Origin of the sequence: Gilliamella sp. wkB292, assembly GCF_001690235.1 — a bacterium.
In the GTDB taxonomy this organism is placed as follows: Bacteria; Pseudomonadota; Gammaproteobacteria; order Enterobacterales; family Orbaceae; genus Gilliamella; species Gilliamella apicola_F.
In genome coordinates this window covers 21395-46226 of record NZ_LZGO01000081.1, presented here as the reverse complement: position 1 = coordinate 46226, position 24832 = coordinate 21395, and the positions used below count along the sequence as shown (strand labels likewise).

At 34.1% G+C, this 24832-nt stretch carries 20 protein-coding genes, 1 tRNA gene and 2 pseudogenes; 15 read left to right on the top strand and 8 right to left on the bottom strand.

The window, feature by feature from the left end; all coding sequences use genetic code 11:
• Positions 1-265: 265 nt before the first annotated feature.
• Positions 266-1729 carry an aminoacyl-histidine dipeptidase gene (locus A9G09_RS11700; protein ID WP_065635016.1) on the bottom strand — a complete coding sequence of 488 codons (1464 nt, stop codon included), beginning with the start codon at positions 1727-1729 and terminating at the stop codon, positions 266-268.
• 139 nt (positions 1730-1868) lie between these two features.
• Here A9G09_RS11700 and gpt point away from each other — a divergent pair, with 139 nt between their 5' ends.
• Genes gpt through proA form a run of 4 tightly spaced genes read left to right on the top strand, consistent with a single transcriptional unit; the run spans position 1869 to position 6101 of the window.
• Positions 1869-2402, top strand: a complete 534-nt coding sequence (gene gpt, locus A9G09_RS11695) for a xanthine phosphoribosyltransferase (RefSeq protein WP_081297564.1) — start codon at positions 1869-1871, stop codon at positions 2400-2402.
• Between the two features lie 19 nt (positions 2403-2421).
• On the top strand, positions 2422-3681 hold the full coding sequence (locus A9G09_RS11690) for an alpha/beta hydrolase (protein WP_065635015.1): 1260 nt from the start codon (positions 2422-2424) through the stop codon (positions 3679-3681).
• A gap of 26 nt (positions 3682-3707) precedes the next feature.
• Positions 3708-4817, top strand: a complete 1110-nt coding sequence (proB, locus tag A9G09_RS11685; protein WP_065635014.1) for a glutamate 5-kinase — start codon at positions 3708-3710, stop codon at positions 4815-4817.
• 30 nt (positions 4818-4847) lie between these two features.
• Positions 4848-6101 carry a glutamate-5-semialdehyde dehydrogenase gene (gene proA, locus A9G09_RS11680; RefSeq protein ID WP_065635013.1) on the top strand — a complete coding sequence of 418 codons (1254 nt, stop codon included), beginning with the start codon at positions 4848-4850 and terminating at the stop codon, positions 6099-6101.
• Between the two features lie 56 nt (positions 6102-6157).
• Here proA and yegQ read toward each other — a convergent pair whose 3' ends face one another.
• Entirely contained in the window at positions 6158-7501 is a 1344-nt protein-coding gene (gene yegQ, locus A9G09_RS11675; RefSeq protein WP_065635012.1) for a tRNA 5-hydroxyuridine modification protein YegQ, read from the bottom strand.
• A gap of 397 nt (positions 7502-7898) precedes the next feature.
• On the opposite strand from yegQ, the gene A9G09_RS11670 reads away from it, so the two are divergent.
• The 3 genes and pseudogenes from A9G09_RS11670 (at position 7899) to A9G09_RS11660 (ending at position 11772) form a co-directional block, all read left to right on the top strand.
• Positions 7899-9200 carry a GntP family permease gene (locus tag A9G09_RS11670; RefSeq protein WP_065635011.1) on the top strand — a complete coding sequence of 434 codons (1302 nt, stop codon included), beginning with the start codon at positions 7899-7901 and terminating at the stop codon, positions 9198-9200.
• Positions 9201-9217: 17 nt separating this feature from the next.
• Positions 9218-10375, top strand: a complete 1158-nt coding sequence (locus tag A9G09_RS11665; protein WP_065635010.1) for a glycerate kinase — start codon at positions 9218-9220, stop codon at positions 10373-10375.
• Between the two features lie 242 nt (positions 10376-10617).
• Positions 10618-11772 (top strand): annotated as a pseudogene (locus A9G09_RS11660) (sugar diacid recognition domain-containing protein).
• A 30-nt stretch (positions 11773-11802) separates the two neighbouring features.
• Here the strand turns inward: A9G09_RS11660 and A9G09_RS11655 are convergent.
• Positions 11803-11994 (bottom strand): thermostable hemolysin delta-VPH, encoded by a 192-nt coding sequence (locus tag A9G09_RS11655; RefSeq protein ID WP_065635009.1) that lies wholly within the window; start codon positions 11992-11994, stop codon positions 11803-11805.
• A gap of 668 nt (positions 11995-12662) precedes the next feature.
• The gene (locus A9G09_RS12925) at positions 12663-12839 is read right to left on the bottom strand and encodes a hypothetical protein (protein WP_176700983.1); all 177 of its coding nucleotides are present in this window, start codon (positions 12837-12839) and stop codon (positions 12663-12665) included.
• 569 nt (positions 12840-13408) lie between these two features.
• On the opposite strand from A9G09_RS12925, the gene A9G09_RS11650 reads away from it, so the two are divergent.
• On the top strand, positions 13409-14308 hold the full coding sequence (locus A9G09_RS11650) for a hypothetical protein (RefSeq protein WP_065635008.1): 900 nt from the start codon (positions 13409-13411) through the stop codon (positions 14306-14308).
• 460 nt (positions 14309-14768) lie between these two features.
• Here the strand turns inward: A9G09_RS11650 and A9G09_RS11645 are convergent.
• Positions 14769-14842 (bottom strand) — tRNA-Cys (locus A9G09_RS11645).
• Between the two features lie 276 nt (positions 14843-15118).
• Between A9G09_RS11645 and A9G09_RS13270 the strand changes: the two are divergent.
• From A9G09_RS13270 to A9G09_RS11615, 7 genes and pseudogenes are all read left to right on the top strand, one after another.
• Positions 15119-15271 (top strand): annotated as a pseudogene (locus A9G09_RS13270) (helix-turn-helix domain-containing protein); the annotation flags it as partial.
• A gap of 305 nt (positions 15272-15576) precedes the next feature.
• The gene (locus A9G09_RS11640; RefSeq protein WP_065635007.1) at positions 15577-16416 is read left to right on the top strand and encodes a MurR/RpiR family transcriptional regulator; all 840 of its coding nucleotides are present in this window, start codon (positions 15577-15579) and stop codon (positions 16414-16416) included.
• Positions 16417-16695: 279 nt separating this feature from the next.
• Entirely contained in the window at positions 16696-17127 is a 432-nt protein-coding gene (locus A9G09_RS11635) for a PTS sugar transporter subunit IIA (RefSeq protein ID WP_065635006.1), read from the top strand.
• A gap of 10 nt (positions 17128-17137) precedes the next feature.
• A complete protein-coding gene (locus A9G09_RS11630; protein ID WP_065635005.1) occupies positions 17138-17611 on the top strand; it encodes a PTS sugar transporter subunit IIB in 474 nt (157 codons plus the stop codon).
• 44 nt (positions 17612-17655) lie between these two features.
• Positions 17656-18450, top strand: a complete 795-nt coding sequence (locus A9G09_RS11625; protein WP_065635004.1) for a PTS sugar transporter subunit IIC — start codon at positions 17656-17658, stop codon at positions 18448-18450.
• Positions 18447-19262, top strand: a complete 816-nt coding sequence (locus A9G09_RS11620; protein ID WP_065635003.1) for a PTS system mannose/fructose/sorbose family transporter subunit IID — start codon at positions 18447-18449, stop codon at positions 19260-19262. The genes A9G09_RS11625 and A9G09_RS11620 overlap by 4 nt, the downstream gene beginning before the upstream one ends.
• 9 nt (positions 19263-19271) lie before the next feature.
• Positions 19272-20333, top strand: coding sequence for a tyrosine-protein phosphatase (locus tag A9G09_RS11615; RefSeq protein ID WP_141671582.1), 1062 nt, complete (start codon positions 19272-19274; stop codon positions 20331-20333).
• Between the two features lie 155 nt (positions 20334-20488).
• Here A9G09_RS11615 and A9G09_RS11610 read toward each other — a convergent pair whose 3' ends face one another.
• The 3 genes from A9G09_RS11610 to A9G09_RS11600 form a co-directional block, all read right to left on the bottom strand.
• Positions 20489-23554, bottom strand: a complete 3066-nt coding sequence (locus A9G09_RS11610; protein ID WP_065635002.1) for an FAD-binding and (Fe-S)-binding domain-containing protein — start codon at positions 23552-23554, stop codon at positions 20489-20491.
• A 119-nt stretch (positions 23555-23673) separates the two neighbouring features.
• Complete coding sequence (locus A9G09_RS11605; protein WP_065635001.1) at positions 23674-24285, bottom strand: YiiX/YebB-like N1pC/P60 family cysteine hydrolase; 612 nt, start codon at positions 24283-24285, stop codon at positions 23674-23676.
• An 88-nt stretch (positions 24286-24373) separates the two neighbouring features.
• The gene (locus A9G09_RS11600) at positions 24374-24790 is read right to left on the bottom strand and encodes a DUF4878 domain-containing protein (protein ID WP_065635000.1); all 417 of its coding nucleotides are present in this window, start codon (positions 24788-24790) and stop codon (positions 24374-24376) included.
• Positions 24791-24832 lie beyond the last annotated feature (42 nt).

Here is a 24832-nt window from a genome sequence, read left to right as displayed (position 1 = left end):
AGACATATAGTAGGATATTTATTATATCAACACAAGCAATAAAATGAATTTTTATTCACTTTTTATGAATTTAATTTCATTTTTAATTTAAATTTTCGAAAGCGATTTGGACATTCTAGCGATTTATTTCATTTAACACTTTAAAAGATAGATATTTTGGCGTGATTATATGAGTCATCACGCACCAAAAATAGGTGAAGTCTAAGAAAAAGTTAGATGTAATACTAAAAAGATCCTGTCGAATAAATACGACAGGATTTTAAAATTATTTTAATTGAGTTGCAGAACGTAACATTGCAATGAGTAATTCCCAATAACGAATTACACTTTGAATATTAACTTTCTCATCAGGTGAGTGTGGTGAAACAATGGTTGGGCCAATTGAGATCATATCCATATTAGGATAAGACTGTTTAAATAAGCCACATTCTAATCCAGCATGGATAACCATAATCTTCGGTTTTTGCGAGAAGATTTCATAATACTTATCTTGTGCTAACTGTAAAAGACTCGAATTTAAATTTGGCTCCCAACCAGAATATCCCCCTTTTATTTCATAATTCGCATTAGCTAATTGACTGAGTGAGATAAGTGTTGAAACAACCGCATCTTTTGCACTATCAACTTGTGAACGAATTAAAAAATGAACATAAAGTTGGTTATCTTCAATATTCACAATGCCTAAATTTAATGAGGTTTCAACAACACCCTGCAATTGATCACTCATTCGCACTACGCCATTTGGTGCCGAATTTAGCCAATTAATAATTTTATTTTGGTGTTCTGTCGTTAAAACGCGTTTAATCTTATCAGATTTAACTTCAGTTAAGGTAATTTCTAGGTTTGGCTCGACTTTTCCTAATTCATTTTGTAATGTCGATTTGTATTGTTCAATAATAGATTCTAATTTAGATAAATCATCTTTACTTAAACTGATTTCGACAAAAGCTTCTCGTGGAATTGCATTACGGAGTGAGCCGCCTTTAATATCAGCAAGGCGAAATGAAATATCTTGCGCATATTCAGCTAAAAATCGCGCCATTAATTTAATCGCATTACCGCGCCCTAAATGTATATCACAACCAGAATGTCCTCCTTTAAGACCTTTAAGTGCGATCTGCATATAACAATCATGTTTTTCAGGTATAACCGCATAAGTCACAGCGAAAGTTGAGGTGAAATCAACCCCTCCAGCACATCCAGTAAAAATTTCGCCTTCATCTTCAGAATCAGTATTAATCAAATAGTGACTTTTTAACCAATTAGGTTGTAAACCGAATGCGCCATGCATGCCTGTTTCTTCCGACGTTGTCACTAAAACTTCAATTGGACCGTGTTCAATAGCTGGATCGATTAAAACAGCTAAAGCAGATGCCAAACCTATACCATTATCGGCGCCAAGTGTCGTTCCTTTTGCTTTAACCCATTCGCCATCAACATAGGCTTCAATAGGATCAGTAAAAAAATCATGGACAGTACCTTCATTTTTTTGTGGAACCATATCCATATGAGCTTGCAATGCAATTGATGGGCAATGTTCCATCCCTTTAGTTGCAGGTTTTGTTAACAAAATATTACCAACTTTATCAAGTTCACAACTGATGTGATGTGAATTAGCAAAATCAACAATATATTTAGTTATCATTTGTTCATGATGAGAAGGGTGTGGAATGTTACAAATATCATTAAAAATCTGCCAAACAAATTTTGGCTTTAGTGTAGATAGCATAATTTAACCTCAATATTATGTCATTAATGAATTAATGAGTGGTTTTTTTTGTCTAATCACTCTATAATAAGGTGCAATTTTACATCTATTTCAAGTCCATTAATATTAATTTATTAACGATTAAAATTGCAGGTTACTCATGTCAATAGAACAAATACTAACAGAAGAAGAAATTCAAGCTAAAAAACAACATAAAGCAGAACTCATCGCTGAAAAAGAAAAATTCAACGTAACATGGGAAATGCTACAATCCTATGGTCGACAACTTTCAAAAAGATTATTACCCGCAAACCAATGGAAAGGCATCATTGCTGTTAGTCGTGGTGGTTTAGTTCCTGCTGCTATTCTTGCTCGTGAATTAAGTATCCGTTATGTCGATACTGTTTGTATTTCAAGTTATGATCATGATCATCAACGCGAAAAGTTAATATTAAAACAAGCAAATGGCGATGGCGAAGGTTTTATTGTCGTTGATGATTTAGTTGATACAGGTAATACAGCTCATACTATTCGAGATATGTATCCTAAAGCACGCTTTGTGACTATTTTTGCCAAACCAGCAGGTAAACCATTAGTTGATGATTATATTGTCGATATCGAGCAAGACACTTGGATTGAACAACCGTGGGATACTGGGGTAATGTTTGTAAAACCGATTAGTGATCATAAATAATAAGGATACTAAGGTTGTGATGACAAATACCGAAAACCTATCAGAAAAGATCTTTAAACCACAATATGATTATCCTGAAACAACCACGCTGGTCAATCGTATCGATTGCAGCGCAGGTAACAGTGTTAGCCCATTAGATGGTGAAGTTGATTCAAAATGGTATCGGATTGTCAACCCTATTTTATGGTATTGGCGTGGTTTACCCAAATTAGAACTGGAAGAAGTACTATCAAAAATAGCAGCCTCGACCAAACGCCATACCAATGATAACTGGTTAGATTCAGTTATTGGTTATCAACCAGGTAATTGGATTTATGAGTTTTTGAATCAAGCAGCAAAATGGCAAGCCAAAGCGGATTCTATCGATAAATCCAATTTAACCGAAGATGATAAATCTAAACTAAATCAATATTATTTGATTGCTAGTCAATATTGTAGTATTGCAAGCTATCCTCATTTTAAAAATGATGAGCTAGCTATGTATGCGCAAACTTGTGCTTATCAAGCTTATCATAAGGCATTAGGCTATTCACCATTTACAAGTAAAGAATTGGAATTTAACGTCGATGGACGTAATGTTAAAACAATTTTACATTTACCACAAAATTGTGATGGTGTATGCCCTGTCGTCTTAGTATGTAATGCATTAGGTAATTTACAAATCGATTATTACCGATATTTCAGTGAATTTTTAGCACCAAATGGACTAGCTATGTTAACAGTCGATTTACCAACTGTTGGTTTTAGTCGTAACTTCGCTTTAACACAAAATAGTAGCCAAATTTACCAAGCTATCATTGAACAGCTTTCAAACATTCCTTGGATTGATAGTAATCGTGTTATTGTTGCGGGCTTTCGATTTGGCTCACATATTGCAACGCGTTTAGCTTACTTAATGCCAAATAAAATTAAAGGGTTATTTAATTTCACGCCTTTTGTTCATGAAATGTTTGTAAATAAAGAATTACAAAAAAGTCTTCCTAATGTTTATAAAGACATGTTAGCAAGCCGCCTTGGATTACCTTGTGTATCAAACCAGCAATTAGCAGCAGAATTAAATTATTTTTCGCTAAAAAATCAAGGTCTTTTGACCCATGCTTGTTCTTTGCCTGTTATGAATATTGTTTTTGAAGGTGATAAATTAAGTAGTATTAATGAAGCAAAATTAATTCATTCAACTAAGCAAAATAAAATAGTTACAATACAAAAAACACCATTACAAAAAAACTTACATGATGCTCTAACGCAATCGGTAAAATGGATGGAGACTATTTTGTAATACATTATTTTAAAAAGAGTATTGTTATGGACAATAAAAAACAACAAACTGTAGTGGTTAAACTTGGTACCAGTGTATTGACTGGTGGCACGAAAGAACTAGATCGTGCTCGAATAGTTGAATTGATTCGACAATGCTCTTACTTACATCAAGCCGGACATAAAATTATCATCGTTACATCTGGCGCAATTGCTGCGGGTCGTGAATACCTAAAATTCCCTACTCTTCCTAATACCGTTGCATCAAAACAATTGTTAGCATCTGTTGGACAAAGCAAGTTAATACAACTTTGGGAACAATTATTTTCGATTTATAAAATCTACATTGGTCAAATGTTACTAACGCGGGCCGATTTAGAAGATCGTGAAAGGTTTTTAAATGCTCAAGATGTCTTAAAGGCAATGTTAGATAACCATATCATTCCCGTAATCAATGAAAATGATGCTGTCGCTACAGCCGAAATCAAAGTTGGAGATAATGATAATTTGTCTGCACTAGCGGCTATTTTAGCCCAAGCAGATAAACTTATATTATTAACAGATATCGAGGGCTTATATACAGCCGATCCTAGATCCGACAAAAATGCAAAATTAATCGAAGAAATTGAACACATTGACGATCATTTACGTAGTATCGCAGGGGATAGTGTTTCAGGTCTTGGCACCGGAGGCATGAGCACTAAAATTCAGGCAGCCGAAGTGGCGGGTAGTGCTGGCATAGAAGTCATCATTGCTGCTGGAAATAAAGAAAATGTGATAATTGATGCCGTCAATAATCAAGCGGTGGGCACGCGTTTTTTACCACAAAAAACCCCATTAGAACATCGTAAGCATTGGTTATATGGCGCGCCAAATGCCGGAAAAGTCATACTAGATGACGGTGCTGTCAACGCGATTTTAAATAATGGTAGCTCGCTCTTACCTAAAGGAATTGTAGCGGTGGAAAAAGATTTTTCGCGTGGAGAAGTCATTGATATCTGTGATAAGTCAGGAAAACGAATCGCTAGAGGTGTAAGTCGTTATAATAGTGATGCATTAAAACAAATTGCAGGACACCACTCTCAAGAAATCAACCAAATCATTGGTTATGAATATGGCGCTGTTGCTGTACATCGTGATGATATGCTAATTAAATAACCTATAAAATACTACATGTAGAGGCAAAAAATGTTACAACAGATGGGAAAAGATGCAAAACAAGCTTCATATCAATTATCACAATGTCCTACTGCCATTAAAAATAAAGTGTTAAGTAGTATTGCTGATTTACTAGAAAAAAACAGCACAATCATCCTTAATGCAAATAAAAAAGATATTGAACTAGCTGAACAATCAGGAACAAGTGAGGCAATACTTGATCGCTTACTATTAACCCCGGAACGGCTAGCCTCTATTGCAAATGATGTACGTAAAGTCGAATTATTAACCGATCCAATCGGTCAAGTCATTGATGGTTCAACCTTAGAAAACGGATTAAAGTTACAACGTCACCGAGTACCGCTAGGCGTTATCGGCGTAATTTATGAAGCAAGACCCAATGTAACTATTGATATTGCAGCATTATGTTTAAAAACAGGAAATGCCACAATATTACGTGGCGGTAAAGAAACTATTCACACCAATACCGCTATTATAGCGATTCTTCAACAAGCATTAGAACAAGTTGGACTGCCCAAAACCGCGATACAATTTATTGATAATCCTGATCGTAAATATATCAATGAACTACTAAAGCTCGACCGATATGTTGATATGATTATTCCACGTGGTGGTTCAGCCTTGCATAAATTGTGTCGTGAACACTCCACTATTCCAGTTATTACAGGTGGAATTGGTGTTTGTCATATGTTCATGGATGAAAGTATGGATTTTGATTGTGCATTACCAATAATTATTAATGCAAAAACCCAACGTCCGAGTACTTGTAATACACTTGAAACATTACTTGTTCATACTAATATTGCCAATACATTTTTACCCAAACTAAGTCAAATCATGGCAGATAATAACGTTATATTACATGCCGATACCGATGCATTTAAAATTTTGGAAACAGGCGTTGCCAACGTATTTCCTGTTGAAGATGCAGAGCTTCGCCAAGAATGGCTATCAAAAGATTTAAATGTCGTTATTGTTGATTCATTAACTATGGCTGTTGAACATATTCGCGAATATGGCAGCGGTCATTCCGAAGCTATCTTAACGCGAGATTTAGCTAATGCGGAACAATTCGTTAATTTAGTTGATGCAGCAGCGGTTTATGTCAATGCATCTACTCGCTTTACAGATGGTGGACAATTTGGCCTGGGTGCTGAAGTTGCCGTAAGTACGCAAAAACTACATGCTCGCGGACCAATGGGACTTGAGGCATTAACGACTTATAAATGGATAGCTTTTGGTGACGATTTGATTCGTCAATAGTAAGATAGTAAAGGCTGTTCGGCTTGTTCCCCGAACAGCTTCAAATCGAAAATAAATTAATCAAAATTACGCATTAGTAGTGCATAATTTAAGTCAATTTCTTCGGGGATTGGGATATAAACAATGTGTCCATCACCAAGACCTGCTGGAACAGGTTGCCCTTTTTTATTTTCCATTCGTTCAATTACAAAGTTTTTATTGCCCTTAGGCGTCATCATTTCCACACTATCGCCCACTGAAAACTTATTTTTAACAATCACTTCGGCTAGACCATTTAAACGTTCACCGCTAAACTCACCAACAAATTGTTGTCGGTCTGACACTGAATGACTATGCACATAATTTTGCATATCTTCGTGTTTGTGACGACGTAAAAAGCCTTCGGTATAGCCTCTATGAGCTAGCGAGTCAAGTTCAGCTAATAATTGTGGATCAAAAGGTTTACCCTCACTCGCTGCATCAATAGCTTGACGGTAAACTTGAGCAGTCCTTGCACAGTAATAAAAAGACTTAGTTCGCCCTTCGATTTTTAAAGAATGAACACCAATCTTAGTCAAATCACCGACTAACTCAACAGCTCTTAAATCCTTTGAATTCATGATATAAGTACCATGCTCATCTTCATAGGCTTGCATATATTCACCTGGGCGCCCAGATTCTTCAAGCATAAAAACCTGATTAGTGGTTGGTCCAATACCTAAAGTTGGATCAATTTGCTGAACTGGTATAGGTTCACATTTATGCACAATTTGCCCTACTTCATCCTCTTTGCCTTCAGATACTTTATATTCCCAACGACACGCATTAGTACAAGTACCTTGATTTGAATCTCTTTTATTAATGTAACCGGAAAGCAGACAACGCCCTGAATACGCCATACACAGTGCACCATGAATAAATACTTCAAGTTCCATTTCAGGTACTTTTTCACGTATTTCTGCTATCTCATCGAGTGATAATTCACGCGATAAAACCACACGGGTTAATCCCATTTTGTGCCAAAATTTCACTGTCGCCCAGTTAACGGCATTCGATTGTACCGATAAATGCACTTCCATTTCTGGAAAATGCTCACGCACCAACATAATTAATCCTGGATCTGACATAATAAATGCGTCAGGTTTCATGTTGACAATAGGTTCTAGATCACGAATAAATGTTTTAAGTTTGGAATTATGTGGGGCGATATTAACCACTACATAAAACTTTTTACCTTGAGCATGCGCTTCGTTAATGCCTATAGCTAAATTTTCATGGTTAAATTCATTATTACGTACACGTAAACTATAACGAGGTTGACCGGCATAAACCGCATCGGCACCATAAGCGAACGCATAACGCATATTTTTTAAAGAACCAGCAGGAGAAAGTAACTCTGGTTTTGCATATAAAAGTGTCATTAAAAAATGCCTCTGATTTCAAGTCAGTATTACTTATCAGTAATAGGTTAAGCAAAATAGGTGGGCATTTTACGCTTTAGCGGATCGGTTGGCAAATTTATGTGAATCACTTAATTTAGAAAAATGATTTTAAGCATCATGTAAGAATAATTTTTAAAAACTACTTAAAAAATATAAAATCAATTATGTATTGAAAAATATTTTCTAACTCATTGTTAAAATGATAAATATATTTCCCAATAATGTGACGCGGCTCACATTAAATTATGACTACGCCCAATTTTTTCAGGCTAATAACTTATGATTTTTGGGCAATGTTACATAGCTTTAAACTCAACCTAAGATTAAAATTAGCCGAATTCAAATTAATGCTATTTTCAAAACAAGGAGAATTTTAATGACTGAACTGATCAATTGGTACGGTGCACTAATAGGTTTGTTTTTAGCTATTTTTTTAATTTTACGTGGTATAAATCCTGTTTATTCACTTTTCTTTGGCGCTATCATTGGGGCTTTTATTGGTGGCGCAAACTTACTTCAAACAGTATCGATATTAACTAGCGGTACACAAAGTATTATGGGAACGGTGATTCGTGTATTAGCTGCAGGTATTTTAGCTGGTGTGATGATGGAATCAGGTGCTGCAGAAACGATTGCCCAAGCAGTGGTACGAAAATTAGGTGAGAAAAAAGCACTACTTGCTTTAGCGTTAGCAACAGGAATTATTACTGCATCAGGTGTCTTTATACCTGTTGCGGTATTAATTGTAGCCCCTATCGCACTATCAGTAGGCAATAAAATGGGCATATCACGTTTAGCACTTTTATTGGCCTTATCTGGAGGCGGAAAAGCAGGAAATATTATTTCTCCAAACCCAAATACAATAGCCGTTGCAAATGGATTTAATTTAAGTTTAAGCGATGTGATGATTGCTGGTTTCATTCCTGCAATATTTGGCTTAATTGCTACAGTTGTTATTGCTTCATTAATAAAAAATAAAGGCGACAAAATTGCGACTCAAGAAGTACTAATGTTAAAAAATAATGCTGAGGAAAAAACCAATAATCCTTCATTAGGAAAAGCTATTGTCGCACCTGTTACTGCTATCTTATTACTAATGCTAAGTCCAATTGGTAATATATTTCATATTGATTTTTTAACTAACTTAAAATTAGATGCATTATATGTTTTACCTATTGCCGGTATGGTTGGTATGCTAGCGATGGGTCAGCATCGCAAAATTGCGCTGTACACTAAATCAGGTATCGATAAAATGACGCCGACTGTACTTATTTTGGTTGGAGCTGGTGCTATCGCAGGATTAATTGGTTCATCAAACTTAGCTAAACAAGTTATTGATATTATTGATTCTATGGGGATATCAGGTTATTACCTTGCACCAATTTCAGGTATTTTAATGGCTGCAGCAACCGCTTCAACATCAACAGGAGTAATTCTAGCAACAGGTACGTTTGGTACAACCATTACTGATTTAGGAATACCAAGTATAAGCGCTGCTGTCATGATGCATACCGGTGCTACTGTAATTGACTCCTTACCTCAAGGTAACTATTTCCATGTCACAGGTAATAGTATGAACATGTCAATCAAACAACGTATGAAATTAATTCCTTTCGAAGCACTTGTTGGTGGCACGATGACAATCGTCGCAACAATTTTATATGACTTTATTATTTAATATCGGGATATTATGTTATGAAACAAAAAACATTTGTACTTGCACCGGATTCTTTCAAGGAAAGTATGACTGCAAAGGAAGTTTGTAAAGCAATGGAATCAGGTTTAAAAAAAGTATACCCTGATGCAAATTTTATTCATGTTCCTATGGCTGATGGTGGTGAAGGAACAACACAATCCTTAGTTGATGCAACAAATGGTACGCTTTATTCTTGTCAAGTAACAGGCCCTTTAGGCGATAAAGTAACCGCACATTATGGAATATTAGGTGATAAAACTACTGCAGTTATTGAAATGGCTTCTGCAAGTGGCATTCAATTAATATCAAAAGAAAAACGTAACCCGTTGATTACCACAACCTACGGTACAGGTGAATTAATTCTAGCTTGCTTAAAACATGACGTAAAGAAAATCATTTTAGGTATTGGTGGTAGCGCAACTAATGATGGTGGAGCTGGAATGGCTCAAGCTTTAGGGGTTAAATTCTATGATAAAGATCATAAAATATTAAGCAAAGGTGGTGGTGCACTAGCTGAATTAGTAAAAATTGATGTGACTGATATAAATCCAGCACTAAATACAGTTCAGTTTATAGTTGCTAGTGATGTAACTAATCCATTATGCGGAGAAAAAGGTGCTTCTAACGTTTTTGGTCCACAAAAAGGGGCAACCCCTGAAATGGTCAAACAACTAGATAACAATTTAAAACATTATGCTTCGATTATCCAATCTCAACTCGGCAAAGATGTGGCGTCTATTCCCGGTGCGGGAGCTGCTGGTGGATTAGGAGCAGGATTAATGGCTTTTACTAACAGTAAAATGGAACGAGGCATTGATATTGTTATCCAGTACAGTGACTTAAAAAACAAATTAAAAGGCGCTGATTTTTGTTTCACTGGCGAAGGTGGTATTGATTTTCAGACAAAATTCGGAAAAACACCTTATGGTGTTGCACAAGTTGCTAAAAACTTAAGTATACCTGTTATTGCGTTAGCGGGTACTGTTGGTAAAAATATTAATGAACTTTATCCGGAAGGAATTGATGCAATTTTTGGCATCATTCCATGTGCTGCAAATATAGAAGATTTATTGGATTCAGGTTTTTGCAATATTGAACGAACAAGCGAAAATATAGCTCGTTTAATTAATATCGCTCAACTTAAAAACAAAATCTAGGCAACATCCGACAATAAGTAAAAAGGATAAAGTAAACTAAAAGATAAAATTTAGTTAAACTTTATCCTTTTTTATAAATAATATTTTCTTTATTAATATAGTAAAGATATTATCGTTTTCATTTTAAAAAATAATTTACATTACTTAAGTTGTTATTACTACACTAAGTTTTATACTAAATGCAATTTAGATCCAATATTTTAATGACTATTTTATTATTAATCTTTTAAGGTATTTGTTCTATGAAATCTGATAATATCTTGCCATCTCTTGCTCAATATATCGTTGAAAAAACAATGAAAATTATCAAGCACAACGTTAATGTCATGAATGGTGAGGGTAAAATTATTGGTAGTGGAGATTTGGATAGAATTGGGCAACTACATGAAGGCGCAATGCTTGCTATTTCACAAAAAAGAGTAGTAACCATCGATTCACCCACAGCAAAAAAACTTAAAGGCGTTAAACCTGGTATTAATTTTCCACTAAAATTAAACGATGAAATCGTTGGCGTAATCGGCATCACTGGCGAACCGACTCAAATCACACAATTTGCTCAGTTAGTTTGCATGTCAGCCTAAATGATGATGGAACAAGCGCAATTACTTAATCAATTATCGCAAGACAATCGCTTAAAAGAAGAATTTATTTTATCCATAATTCAATCAGAGAATACTGTAGTAGATGTAACAGAATGGAGTAGAAAACTCAATATCGATCTTTCTTTACCTTACGTTGTGGTGATAATTGAGGTTGATAGCGGTCAACTAGGCATACAAACTGCCATGAGTGAATTACAATATATACAAAATGAGATAATTAACATTACAAAGAATAATCTTGTTGCAATAAAATCATTAACAGAAATCGTCATGTTGATGCCAGCACTGAATAAATTTAATCGTTGGGATCTTGCTAGTCATAAACAAAAATTAGAACAATTAGTGAGCCATATCAAATCTTCCAGTAAATTCTTAGTGAGAATTTCATTGGGGAACTATTTTCATCAAAATAAAGATAGGATTGTCCGTTCCTATCAAACAGCTAAAACAGCGCTATTAGTCGGTAAACAAAGGATGCCACAATGCCGTAACTTTTATTATCAAGAACTTATTTTACCTGTATTACTTGATAGCCTAAATCAAGATTGGCAAGCTGAAGAGTTACTATCACCTTTGAAAAAATTACAATTAGAAGACTCTAATGGAGTACTACAAAGAACACTTTCCACTTGGTTTTGTCATAATTTACAATATAACAAAACTGCAGAAGCATTATTTATTCATCGCAATACCTTAGAGTATCGTTTAAATAAAATTGCGACTTTGACAGGATTTAATTTAGCCAAATTTGACGACCGAGTGTTACTTTATATCGCCCTGCAACTAAATAAATAGATGCGGTTGGTTTAAATTTAATAAAAATGATTATTGATTTGGACCAATTAAAGGTAAATATTCTTGCCAACGATATTCTCTAATTGGCATCGGTTTAGCATCTTTGAAATAGAGAACTAAAGCGGGTTTAATGCCATTCCAATTATCGACAAATTCATAATGAATAAGCATACCATCTTGAATTAATTTTTTTGCTTTTGCATGATAATTAAAATATGCCATAAGTTATTTTCCTTTCTGTGGTCAATAAGATTGTATTTAAATCAAAACGTATCAAAATTCACTAACAGTTTTAACTATAACTTCTATTATTTTCAGATTGTTAATAGCAGCAGACAAAATAACTTAGATCTAAGAAAATTGATGAAAACTCATTCATTAGCGACCCAATCAGATTAAAGATATCAAAATTATCAATATTTTTTTAAGAAAGAATAAACAATGCGTTACAGATATAATCCGATAATAATAAACGTAATTAATATTTTACCTGTAATGATCAATTTTCGGTTACCGCCCTTTTTTATTAGCGACAAGAAGTTAAATGGCTAAAACGAAAACGAGTCCATAAATATACCATGCCCCTAATGGAGCAGCTATATAAAGAAAGCGTAAAACATCCACACAGCTAAATCTAAGGCCACAAACACCTTGGTGCAAATAAGTTTGATTATATCAATTAATAATTTTATCTATAATCTTCTTTCGCTTTTATTAATGAACCTAGCTTTTTTATTCATCTTATCTCATCAATGATCGCTTTGACATAGTTACCAAATTTTTCTTTTTATTAAGTTACTCGAAAAAATAATTACTTTTAATATAAAAAAAGAAATTAGTTGAAACAGCATCTAAAAGATACCTTAAATTTTATTACAATAAGTTGTTCGTCATTGTAATGACCCGTTAGCATTATTATTGGTCATGATGTTTTGCATAGCTTTGCGCGGGTAACACATCGACACTTTACCTCGTGACAAAATTCTACCATTGAATAAATTAATAGCTTCTTGTTGAATACCAAGGCTATTCATTGCTTCATTTAAAACATCCCCCCCCTTTTCCAACTTTTACATCTTGTTAACTAAAGTAATAATGTAAAAAAACACGGTACTTGTATGAAATTTCTCTTGCATCAAAGTGTAATATGGCATGGTTGTTAAGTGGGAAAGAAAAAGCGTCAAAAAATGTACAAGTTATAAATATTAAGAAATTCAACTAGATTTGAATATATTATAATCTTAATAGAGTTATTAGATAAAGCATTTACATTACAGAGCAAGGGCTATTCAATGAAGCCTGAATTTAAAGAAAGTGATATTGTTATTATTTACCCTGTTGTTAAAACAACGCCTTGTGAATTTGTAGTAACAATGAAGGGAAAATCCTAAGCAACTGCTAAAAAATATAGAAAACTGGAATATAATGAACACGAAAAAATGTACTTTGAACTAATTGCTTTAAGTCAAAACTATATAATTATGAGAACATTAAAACAATAAATTAGAATTATTTGGACAATGGTTAAAGAATATTTAGAAGAAAAAGATAGTCACTTCAAATGGAGCGAGGTAAAAAAATCGACGTTTTTTTGACACAATAAAATAGATAATTTTAATTGGATATAGGAAAGAAAATGGCAAAAGATAAGACAACAGACAGAACAATATATTATCATCGATTTTCATTGATTAATATTGGTGACGAGGAAAAACCTGCTTTAAATCTTCAGGAAACATTAAAAAAAATTCTTGAGTCAAGAACAAATACATTTTTACGCTATATCAACTTGGATCATAGAGTCAGCTACATCGGAAAATACGAGTATGCAAAAGTTGAAGAGAAAGATATCTTACTTTTTCATATAGCGTTTTACGAACGTATACCAGCAGCTACCTCAGAGCCATACTGGAATGATAGAGGTGCATGTGTTTTAGTTTATAAAAACGATATGATTAGCTGTCCCTGCACCACGGGAATTTCAGCCGCATTAAAACATTTAAAATTATTAATAGGAAGTAATTTCAACTTAATTCCTTCATGTATAAAATTTAGTCCAGCGACAAAGGAAGATAAAATTAAATTAATAAAAAGAGATGGCGTGTCTTACATTGATTTAAATCTAAATCTATGTAAAGCATCACTGGAATATGCAAACTTGAAAGATCACAAGACTAAAGAGCAAATTGCGTTAGGTATATTAGGTGCATTGAAAAGTCTTTCTAATCAAAACGGTGATACTGACATTGAAGAATTAGCAAACATGAAAGTCGGTTTGACCTTTAATTTAAACCATAAAGATAAACAAATATCATCAAAACAGTTATGTGAGCTAGGCACTGCTTTTATTAATGATGAAAAAAGAGGTTATTGCATAAAAACACAGTCCGGGAATACAATTACTTTCAATGACTTAAAGATAAAAAAATCTGTAAAAGTTGAAAAAGATGGTAAAACCATGAATCTGATCAGTGCTTGGGATTGCCTGAAAAATTATTATGTAGAACTTGAAAAAAGTGGTATTACAAACGAATAACACAGTGCAAATAAACAGAAACTATCAGTTAGGATGGTTACAGTGAATATAATGAAATTTATACTAACCATTTCATTGAGTGCTTTCATGTCTTATTTAGGCAAGGATTATATAACTAATAATTCAGACGCTATTAATTTGCTGGTCAGTTTGTATTTAATACTAAGTGGTTTTCTAGTAATAATCATTCAAACTTGAATTAACGTTACAAAAAAAACATGAATTGTGTGATGCCATCAATAAAATAACAAGCATACTCACAACATAAACAAGACCTAAAATTAAACTCAATCAATCACCTAAACAAGTTAATACCTATGACAGAAAAGTCAAAGTTACACCTACGCTAAACCCACTCATAAAGAAGATTTATTCTAACTGTATATTCTAAGTATATTCCAAGTGTTTTAATTTTTTGAGCGATTAACTATTTAATTTATTGATTTGCTGGATGTCTTAATGGAGGCGCGTCCCGGAGTCGAACCGAGGTAGACGGATTTGCAATCCGCAGCATGGCCACTCTGCCAACGCGCCGTAGGGGTCTATCTGAATAGGTGGCAAATATTAGCATTGCCTTGTTTAGACGTCAAGTTTAAATAGACTATAATTACAGCAGTCATGTGTTTTGGGGTTAAATTTTTAAAAATAGATTTTATCTGTGAAAAAAAGTTACGCAATAACATATGTTTTAAAATAAAAATAGTGGTTAGCCCATGACGATGCAGTTCTTAGTCATTTTTCCATTCTTTACTCACGTAATATTTAACAGTCAATTTTAATGATGCTGATTCACCTAGTACCACCTTAAAAGACAAAGTAAAAAATTACGAGAAAGAGCTGATTATTAACGCATTAAAAAACCATAATGGTCATCGTGAAACTACCGCAAATGCCTTAGGTGTTAGTAAACGAACGTTACTTTATAAAATGCAAGAATATAAAATATTTGAAAAAATAAATTAATCATCAAAGAGTTTAACCGATCAAGCTAATCATTATCTTAGCGGTATTGCTTTTAAAAAATTTGTTAAATAATGATCTCGTTTTTGCTTTCAGTCAACAATAAGATAAAATCAAAATAATTTGCATGAATATGATTAAGTGGTATTTTACCCATCAATAGCATCAATAAAACTTAATTTATCGATTGCATCAACGTGAAATAATTAAATCACATTTAGAATAGATAAGATTTAATTATAAATTTTCTCAAACTTATACACTATTTTGTATACTCAGAATATGAGATTTAAACATTGAGGTGGGTAATGATTGATTTAAAACTTAGGGAAGTGAAAAAAGATCTGTCCGCAAAAGAACTTGCAGTGGCAACGTTTATTCAAGCAAATACCGATGCATTAAAAAACATGAGCATTCAATCATTAGCTAAATTAAATCAAGTTAGCACCAGCACCATTCTGCGTTTGTGCAATAAATTAGGATATAGTGGTTTTAGTGATTTTAAAGTCGATCTTATTTCTTCACTCCCCCGAAAACTCAACACAGATGTTTTACAAGATGACATCAATCTTAATGATTCCCTGCAAGATGTAAATAATAAAGTCCAAGCAATGGAAAAATCATCAATAGATGAAACCCACTCGATGATTAATTTAGAATCATTAAATAAAGCTATCGACCTTATTATAGATAGCAATAAAATTATTATTTTTGGCGCAAGTAGCAGTGGATTAGTTGGTAAGGAATTAGAATATCAATTAATTAAAATAAAAAAAGATGTTAGCTGTCATTTTGACTCTCATATTCAAAAAAGTATTGCTAATACTTTAGACAGCAATGATTTAATTATTATTATATCGCACTCTGGTGAAACTCCGGAATGCATAGACTTACTTAAATTAGCTCAAAAAAACAATGTGCGTTCAATTGCAATAACTAAAATGGGACAAAGTCAAGTATCGTCTCTTGCTGAGGTAATTTTACATACCACGTCAACCGAACATGTTTCTCGCTTAATTCCAATTCGCTCCAAAATATCGCAAATTTCGGTAATCAACATGCTAGTCACTAATTTGTTCATACGTAAATATGATGAACGTTTATTGCAACAAATCCTACACCGTGAAGAACGAAAATATCCACATTAATAAAACAATAATAAAACAACAAACTAAAGTTTTATTAGCCTACCTAATTTATCACTATTAATCATATTGATAGTGAATTTTATCACGTTAACCATGCCGCTATTTAAATTGTAATTAACCCAGTCCAAAAAACTTTTTTTTATAAATATGATCGAGTTCACAAATTTTTAAAAATCTAAAAAAAAGAGATGACTTACATTGCACATAGATGTAATTTTATTACTAAATATAAAACACATATAAGTAATATTATTACTAAAAAGCTAAAGGAAATAGATGATGCAAACACAAATACCAATCATTCTTGCTAGTCATGGCCCGTTTGCACAAGGTGCACTTGAATGTGCCGAAATGCTGATGGGTGAACAATCAAAAGTGCAAGTGATTTCGGTTTTAATCGATAGCAATATCGATAATTTACGCCAACAAATGCAAGAAAGTTATCAAAAATTAAATAATGGTAAAGGTGTAATTATTTTAGTCGATATTCTTGGAGGAACACCATGCAATCTTGCCAGTGAACTTTTATTAAATCATGATGATGTATTGCTATTTTGCGGTTTTAACATCCCTGTTTTACTTGAAGTTTTCAATAATCGAGAAGGAACTCTTAACGACGTTAAATCAGCCATTGAAGAAGTCTTTCCACAAAGCTGTATCGACGTACGCCAAGTTCTTAATTCTGAACGCGAACAATCTAATGAGCTGTAAGGAGAACACCATGCCAATTAATGTAGCTAGAATTGATGATCGTTTAATTCATGGACAAGTAATTACTACTTGGGTAAAAAATTACGATATTGAACAGGTACTTATAATCAATGATAAGGCCGCTGCGGATAAAGTACAACAATCAGTACTAACCATGTCTGCACCGCCAGGATTAAAAGTATTGGTTTTTGGTGTTCAACAATTCATTGATATCTTAAAAAAGACCCCTATCAAAAAACGTACTATGCTACTTTTTACCAATAGTATTGATGTTAATGCTTTAATCGAAGGCGGACTTGAACTAGAAAAATTAAATGTCGGTGGTATGCGCATGCAAGACGGACGTCATCAATTATCAAGAGCGGTATCCGTCACCCCTGAAGAAGAGCAGGCTTTTAGGAATATTATCGCGAATAATGTCGAAGTTGAAGTTCAAATGGTGCCAAAAGATCCTGTGGTTGATCTTAAAACCCTACTTAACTGATTTTCGCTTTTATCGCTCTAACTAATCAATTTGGAGGTTAACTTATGTTAACACAGGCTATTCTTGTCGCCATTTGGGCGGGAATTTGTTCGATGGATGACGTCGGACCACAAATGTTACGAAGACCATTATTAACCGGTACGGTAGCTGGAATTATTATGGGTGATATGGTTCAAGGACTCGCCATTAGTGCTACCCTAGAATTAATGTGGATGGGTATTGGCAATGTAGGGGCTTATTCAGCACCCGACATTGTTGCAGGCGCAATTATTGGTGTGTCTTTAGGAATTACAACAGGTGGTGGCATTGCAACAGGAATCGCGCTTGGCGTGCCAGTCTCTTTACTCTGTCAACAATTACTCATTATTTGGCGTTCGTTTGCTTGTTTCCTTAATCCATGGGCTGAACGTTCTGTATTAAGCGGAAGTTATAAAGGCTTAGCTAGAGTTCACTTTTTTTCAACTCCAGTCTGGTTTTTAATTCGAGCTGTGCCGTGTTTTATCGCGATTTATTTTGGTAGTGATTTAGTTAAAACCATTCTTGATGCTATTCCAAAAAGTATTATTGACGGCATGGGCGTTGCATCAAAATTAATTCCAGCGGTCGGTATTTGTATCTTATTATTAATGTTGTTAAAAGGACGCATGTGGTTCTTCTTTTTACTTGGTTTTATGTTAACGACTTACTTAAAGTTACCAATTATTCCAATCACCTTTATCGCCCTTGCCTTTGCTGTACTTTATGACATGGCGTCAAGTGGTAACAATAATAACAATAACGCCGAACAATCAGACAATAAACCTGCATTAAATAATACTGAAGAGGACTATGATCTATGAGCACTCAACATAAAATAACTAAAAAAGATCTTAATCGTATCTTTTGGAATCTGCAAACCATGTCTTTTTCTTATAACTATGAAAAAATGCAGATGATCGGATTTGCCCACTGTATGACGCCGGTATTAGAACGGCTTTATCATGATGCTGATCAAGAAACCCGTGTGCGAGCTATGAAACGCCATTTGGAATTTTTTAACACGCAAATTAATGCAGGTGCATTAATATTAGGTGTAACCGCTGCAATGGAAGAAAAAACCAGCGAAGATGAAAAAGAAGCTGTTGTGTCGGTTAAAGCTGGCCTGATGGGACCTTTCGCAGGTCTAGGTGATAGCTTACTTAAATTTACTTGGATGCCAATTTGCGGCAGTATTGGTGCAGCTTTTGCCTTACAAGGTAACATTATTGGTCCGATTTTGATGTTTTTGATTTATAACTTGGTGAATGTACTATCAAAATACTTTTTTATTCATTATGGTTATAACAAAGGGGTTGATCTAATTGAACAATCTAAAAATTCTAACATTATTCAAAGGATAAGTAATCTCGCTAATGTTGTAGGCGTTATGGTCCTTGGCTCATTAATTGCAACAACGGTAAAAATATCCACACCACTATCGATTAATGTCGGTGAACAATCCATCAAAGTACAAGAGATGTTTGATAAAGTCATGCCAAACTGTTTGACCTTACTTTTTGCCTTAGCTACGTTCTTTTTAGTTAAAAAATTTCAAGGAAAATACACCGTCACTTTAATTTTAGGTGTCATGGTAATTGGCGTAATTTTTTCAATGTTTGGTATATTAAAGTAAGGATGAATCATGATTACAAAAACACAAATAGCATCAGTTATCCGCAATAAAGTTGGGCAATTAGAAGTTTCGTTTAACATTGCTCAAAACCAACCTGTAGATTTATATTGGACTGATGAAGCTAATGCCAATTCTGTACATAAAACGTTAGTGAGTAAAAACATAAAAAGTCCTTTTACTTTTGATGATCCATTACAGGGTAAAAAACGAATTTATTTAATTTTGGCCATTGCAGGACAAGATAACTTTATATTTGCTGAGAGAACATTACCTATTACTGGACTAAATAATTTTCGTGATTTTGGTGGCTACCTAGGTACATCAGGTAAACGTGTAAAATGGGGGCAACTTTATCGCTCTAACCATCTATATGGTTTAAAACCAGATGCTGAACAATATATCAAAACGTTAGGAATTAAAACGATTATTGATTATCGAAGCATAAACGAAATCAAAACCAGTCCGAATACTTTTGTCGGTGAAAAACATACCTTCCATTTAGATGCATCAGCACAAACAGCGGAACTGGCCGCACAGTTTGCCGCCGATCCAAGTGATGAAGATCGTGCGTTAGTGGAAAGTGTTATTCGTGATATACCAAAAGAGTTGGTCAATGGCGAAGGTAAGCAAGTTCTTGAACAATATCGTAATTTTGTATTAAGCGATAAATCTAAAAATGCTTATCGGCAAATGCTAAACGTTGTTTTAGATGCCAATAATAGCCCTAGCCTGCAGCATTGTCGTGGTGGAAAAGACAGAACAGGTTATGGCGTATTATTAATTCAAATTATGCTTGGTGTGAGTGAGGATGACATTATTTATGATTACATGTTGACACATGATAATCGCTTAGAAAGAAATAAAATTAAAATGGCGGCTTATCGTAAGATTACCGATAATGAAGATGTGCTGGGTTATCTGCTAAGTCTGATTGATACTCGAGAAAGTTTTGTAATTGAAATCCTCAATACCATGAAAAAAGTAGCGGGAACGCCAAGTAATTATATCAAGCAAGAACTTGGTTTTACCGATGAACACTTCAAATTAATGCAATCTATCTACTTAGAATAATTCATTAATAAATAACCAATAAAAAAGCGCAATTTTATTGCGCTTCTTATATTTAATTTAAGGGCTATTTTGCATTGCCCTACTCACTTAAATTTACCATTCATCAATAAAGTTAGTTATGCTAAAGCATGACAATTACACATTAGGATAAGCAATTAACAATTAACACAAACCAATTCCAATAATGCCTGCACAGGGTGTTTTAAACTATATTTATCAAAGCGCTTAACTTGGCTACGACAAGAATAACCCGTTGTTAAACAAAATTGCTTTGGATATTTTTCAAGTGCTTTTTGCCAAGATAATTGATACAACTGTTTCGATGCGTGCAAATTTTTAACTTCATGACCATATGTACCAGCCATACCACAACATCCAACACTAATAGGCTGTAATTGTGCACCAAACTGCTTGAAAATATATTGCCACTGTTGATTACTTGCTGGTAATTGTGTCGTTTCGCTACAGTGACCAAGTAAAAACCATTGTTTATTACTACTATTTATTGTGAGGTTAGATTTAGCTATATTGGATAAAACATTTGTCAGCCATTCATGTGATAGTAAAACACTAAAATCGCCTAACTTATCTTGTAAAATCAATTTATATTCATCACGGTAACAAAGCACTAAAGCAGGATCAACCCCAACCATTGGAATATTTAATTGCGCTATTTGCGATAACAAATCAGAAGCATTTTGAGCAGTTTTGGCAAATTGTTTTAAAAAGCCTTTTATATGCTGTGCCTTACCATTAGGGACAAAGGGCAATACAACGGGTTTAAAGCCTAATTTTTCAATCAAACATACAAAATCAAATACGACCTTTGCATCGTAATAGGTCGTAAAGGGATCTTGCACCACCAATACATATTGCGCTTTTTCAGCAGTCGATAAATTTTGTAAATATTCTAATTTAACATTTGCGCTGGGATGCCCAATTAACTGTTTTTTTAATGTTGGAAACGACAACATAGGTAAACTGGCCATTCCAACTGTTTTATTAGTCAAGTATTCTGTCACTGACATTTTCATAAAAAAGTTAAAAAAACGAGGGGCACGAGCCATTAATGGTAAATAGGATTCAATATTACCAACTAAATAATCACGCATTGGTCTTAAATAACGGGTGTGGTAAAGTTGTAAAAACCGAGCCTTAAAATCAGGTACATCTATTTTAATCGGACATTGTGTTGAGCATGCTTTACATGACAAACAATGGGCCATCGAATCTTTTACCTCGTGAGAAAAATCATATTGGCCAAATTTGGCCTGTAAAGTATAAACAAGCTTTTTAGCAAAACTGATTAAACGACTCTGTCCTTTGGGTAATAATGCATCAAGTTCATCTTCTTTAACACCCAATTCTACCATCAAACGGAGCCATTCCCGCACTAATGCTGCCCGCCCTTTCGGTGAATAAATACGGTTTTGAGACAATTTCATTGATGGACACATTGGGCTGTTAACATCGAAATTAAAGCAAAGACCATTACCATTACATTCTGTGGCACCATGAAATACGCGTTTTACACTAATTGGAATTTGTCGATCATAAAAACCCCGCGTAACTGATTCAATACTTATCATGGGGTCATTAATTTTTAATGGCGCACAAATTTTACCAGGATTGAGACGATTATCAGGATCAAATGCCGTTTTGATAATGCGTAGACCATGATATAACGTTTCGCCAAAAAATGCTGGGCTATATTCGCTACGAAAACCTTTCCCATGCTCACCCCAAAGTAAACCGCCATACTTAGCCGTCAGCGCCACAACTTGATCCGAGATTTGCTTTACTAACTTTTCTTGCTGTGGATCACACATATCTAACGCGGGTCGAACATGTAATACCCCAGAGTCGACATGCCCAAACATACCATATGTTAAATTGTGGCTATCAAGTAATGCTCGAAATTCAAGAATATAAGCAGCTAAGTGCTGGGGAGGAACACATGTATCTTCGACAAAAGGAATCGGCTTACGTGCCCCTTTAGCATTACCAAGTAAACCTACTGCTTTTTTACGCATGGCATAAATTTTTTCAATTTCGCTAAGTTCGTCACATGTTTGATAGCCGATGATGCCAGTTGAATGATCTAACATAATTTGATCAAGAATCAAGCACAGCTTGTCCATCTTCCCTTTGACTGATTCAAAATCATTACCAGCAAATTCAACAATATTAATACCTTGCATCTGATGATTATCGACCTCAGTAATTAGGTCCTTAATTGATTGCCAAATAATATCTTCTTTGGCTAAACCTAAAACTTTTGAATCAACTGTTTCAACAGATAAAGCGTCTGCTTTGACTAAAAAGGGAGCATTACTTAGCGCGGATTGAAACGAATCATATTTGATATTAATTAAAAATCGATATTTAGGTAATGGAATAATATTTAATTTAGCTTCGGTGACAAACGCTAATGATCCTTCACTACCTGTTATGATTCGTGTTAAATCAAACTCGGTCAAATCATCATTAAAAACATGTTTAAGATCATAACCGGTTAAAAAGCGATTTAATTTAGGAAATTTATCTAAAATCAATTGACGGTTATTTTTACAATAATCAAAAACAGAACGATAAATAGAAGAATCCTGCACTAATTTTTCAATTTCTGTTAGCTTTTTTTTGCCCGTTTCAAGTAACTCACCAGTAATTAATACCGTTTTGAGTGCCAAAACATGATTTGATGTTTTACCATATATCATCGAACCTTGTCCTGAAGCATCGGTATTAATCATTCCGCCAATGGTTGCCCGATTGCTGGTTGAAAGTTCTGGTGCAAAAAAATAGCAATAAGGTTTTAAGTATTGATTTAATTGATCCTTAACAACACCAGCTTCAACTCTCACCCAACCTTCTTCAATATTGAGCTCTAAAATTCGGTTCATATAACGTGACAGATCAACAACAATACCACTGTTTAATGACTGCCCGTTGGTCCCTGTTCCTCCGCCCCTTGGGGTAAATTTTATCGTTTTAAACTCATCACGTTGAGCTATACTTGCTAGTAATTGTACATCATCTGTTGAACGTGGAAATAAAATAGCTTGAGGCATCAATTGATAGATACTATTATCTGTCGCCATGCTGAGGCGTGATGCATAGCTGTGCTCAATATCACCTGTAAAAGCAGAATTTTTAAGTGCGACTAAATAGTTAAGTGTAACCTCATTTATTTGAGGCGAGATGGATAATCGAGGAATCATAATAAATCTGCTATCAACAATTGATTTTTTACACAGTGTAATTCAAGCTGAATATATCGTCAAAGCATGTTGATTTATTATACAATACTCATTATTTAATTTAGTTATGACTAGAAACTTTAATTGACTTCAGGGTATTTATAGATCCAAGTAATATCAGGATAATGAGCAAACGCATTAGGAAATAAGTAAATACCAGTTAATAATGGAACATGTGAATACGTCCATTCTGGATTAAAATCAGGTTGAACTTTAACAATAGAATCGAAAAGCAGTGTTGTGCAGTACAAATGGGGTTGATCACGTGATGCCAATACAAATTCCTCACCCTTTTTCGTTAAAATATCCTCAACAATTTGCTGCTTTTGTCGTTCTGACAAAAAATTAGGTCTGGCTACCGCATATTTTTCGGCAAACTCTGGAGCGATAAATTCGGCTAAACTGGAAATAATAACTTGGTTTGGATAGTTAACATCATCACTTGTTGTTGCGTGAATAATTTTAACTTCAGGCTCGATGGATATTATCATACCAATATGTGAAAAATCCCCACCACTAATCTGATTAACAATAAGACTATCAACTTGAATCCCTTTTCTAAAGATCCAATCGCCCACTTTTACTGAAGCAGTAAATTGACGATTTAAATCGGGAATAACAAGCGGCACATTGGCCAAAACTAATTTCGTCAATATGATAAAAATTATAGGAAAAAAGCGAATATATTTCATCAAAATCGATTCCTAATAAAAAAGGGTAAATATGCTTTACCCTTTCCTTATTGTATTATCACAATATTGATTATTTAATATTGCTAAACTAGTTAAAATTCATCAACCATTTACCATCAATTTTGATTAAACTTGCACTCGCACCCTCTTGTTGCGTTTTATCTTTGAAAAAGATAGTGGTTTTAACTTTTGCCATTGTTTTATCTTCATTGATATATTCAGCAGGGGAAGCTTGAACTTTATCAACACCACCATGCTCTTGAGCCAATTTTTGTGCTTTACCTATTACTTGTTGCATTTTTGATTTAACTAATTCTTTCATATCAAAATTTTTGTTAGTTTTGTCTTCTGGTAGATACATTAGATTGATAACAGTGTCTAAATCACCGCTATAAACAGCTTTAACACAATTTTCGGCCGTTCTTTCTGGCGATTCTTCGGAAGAACATGCAGAGACTATAAGAGCAAGTAAAAAGACGCTAAAGAATTTCATTACTAATTTCATTGTTTCATTTCCTTACAGGGATCATTCAAAATGTATTAAACT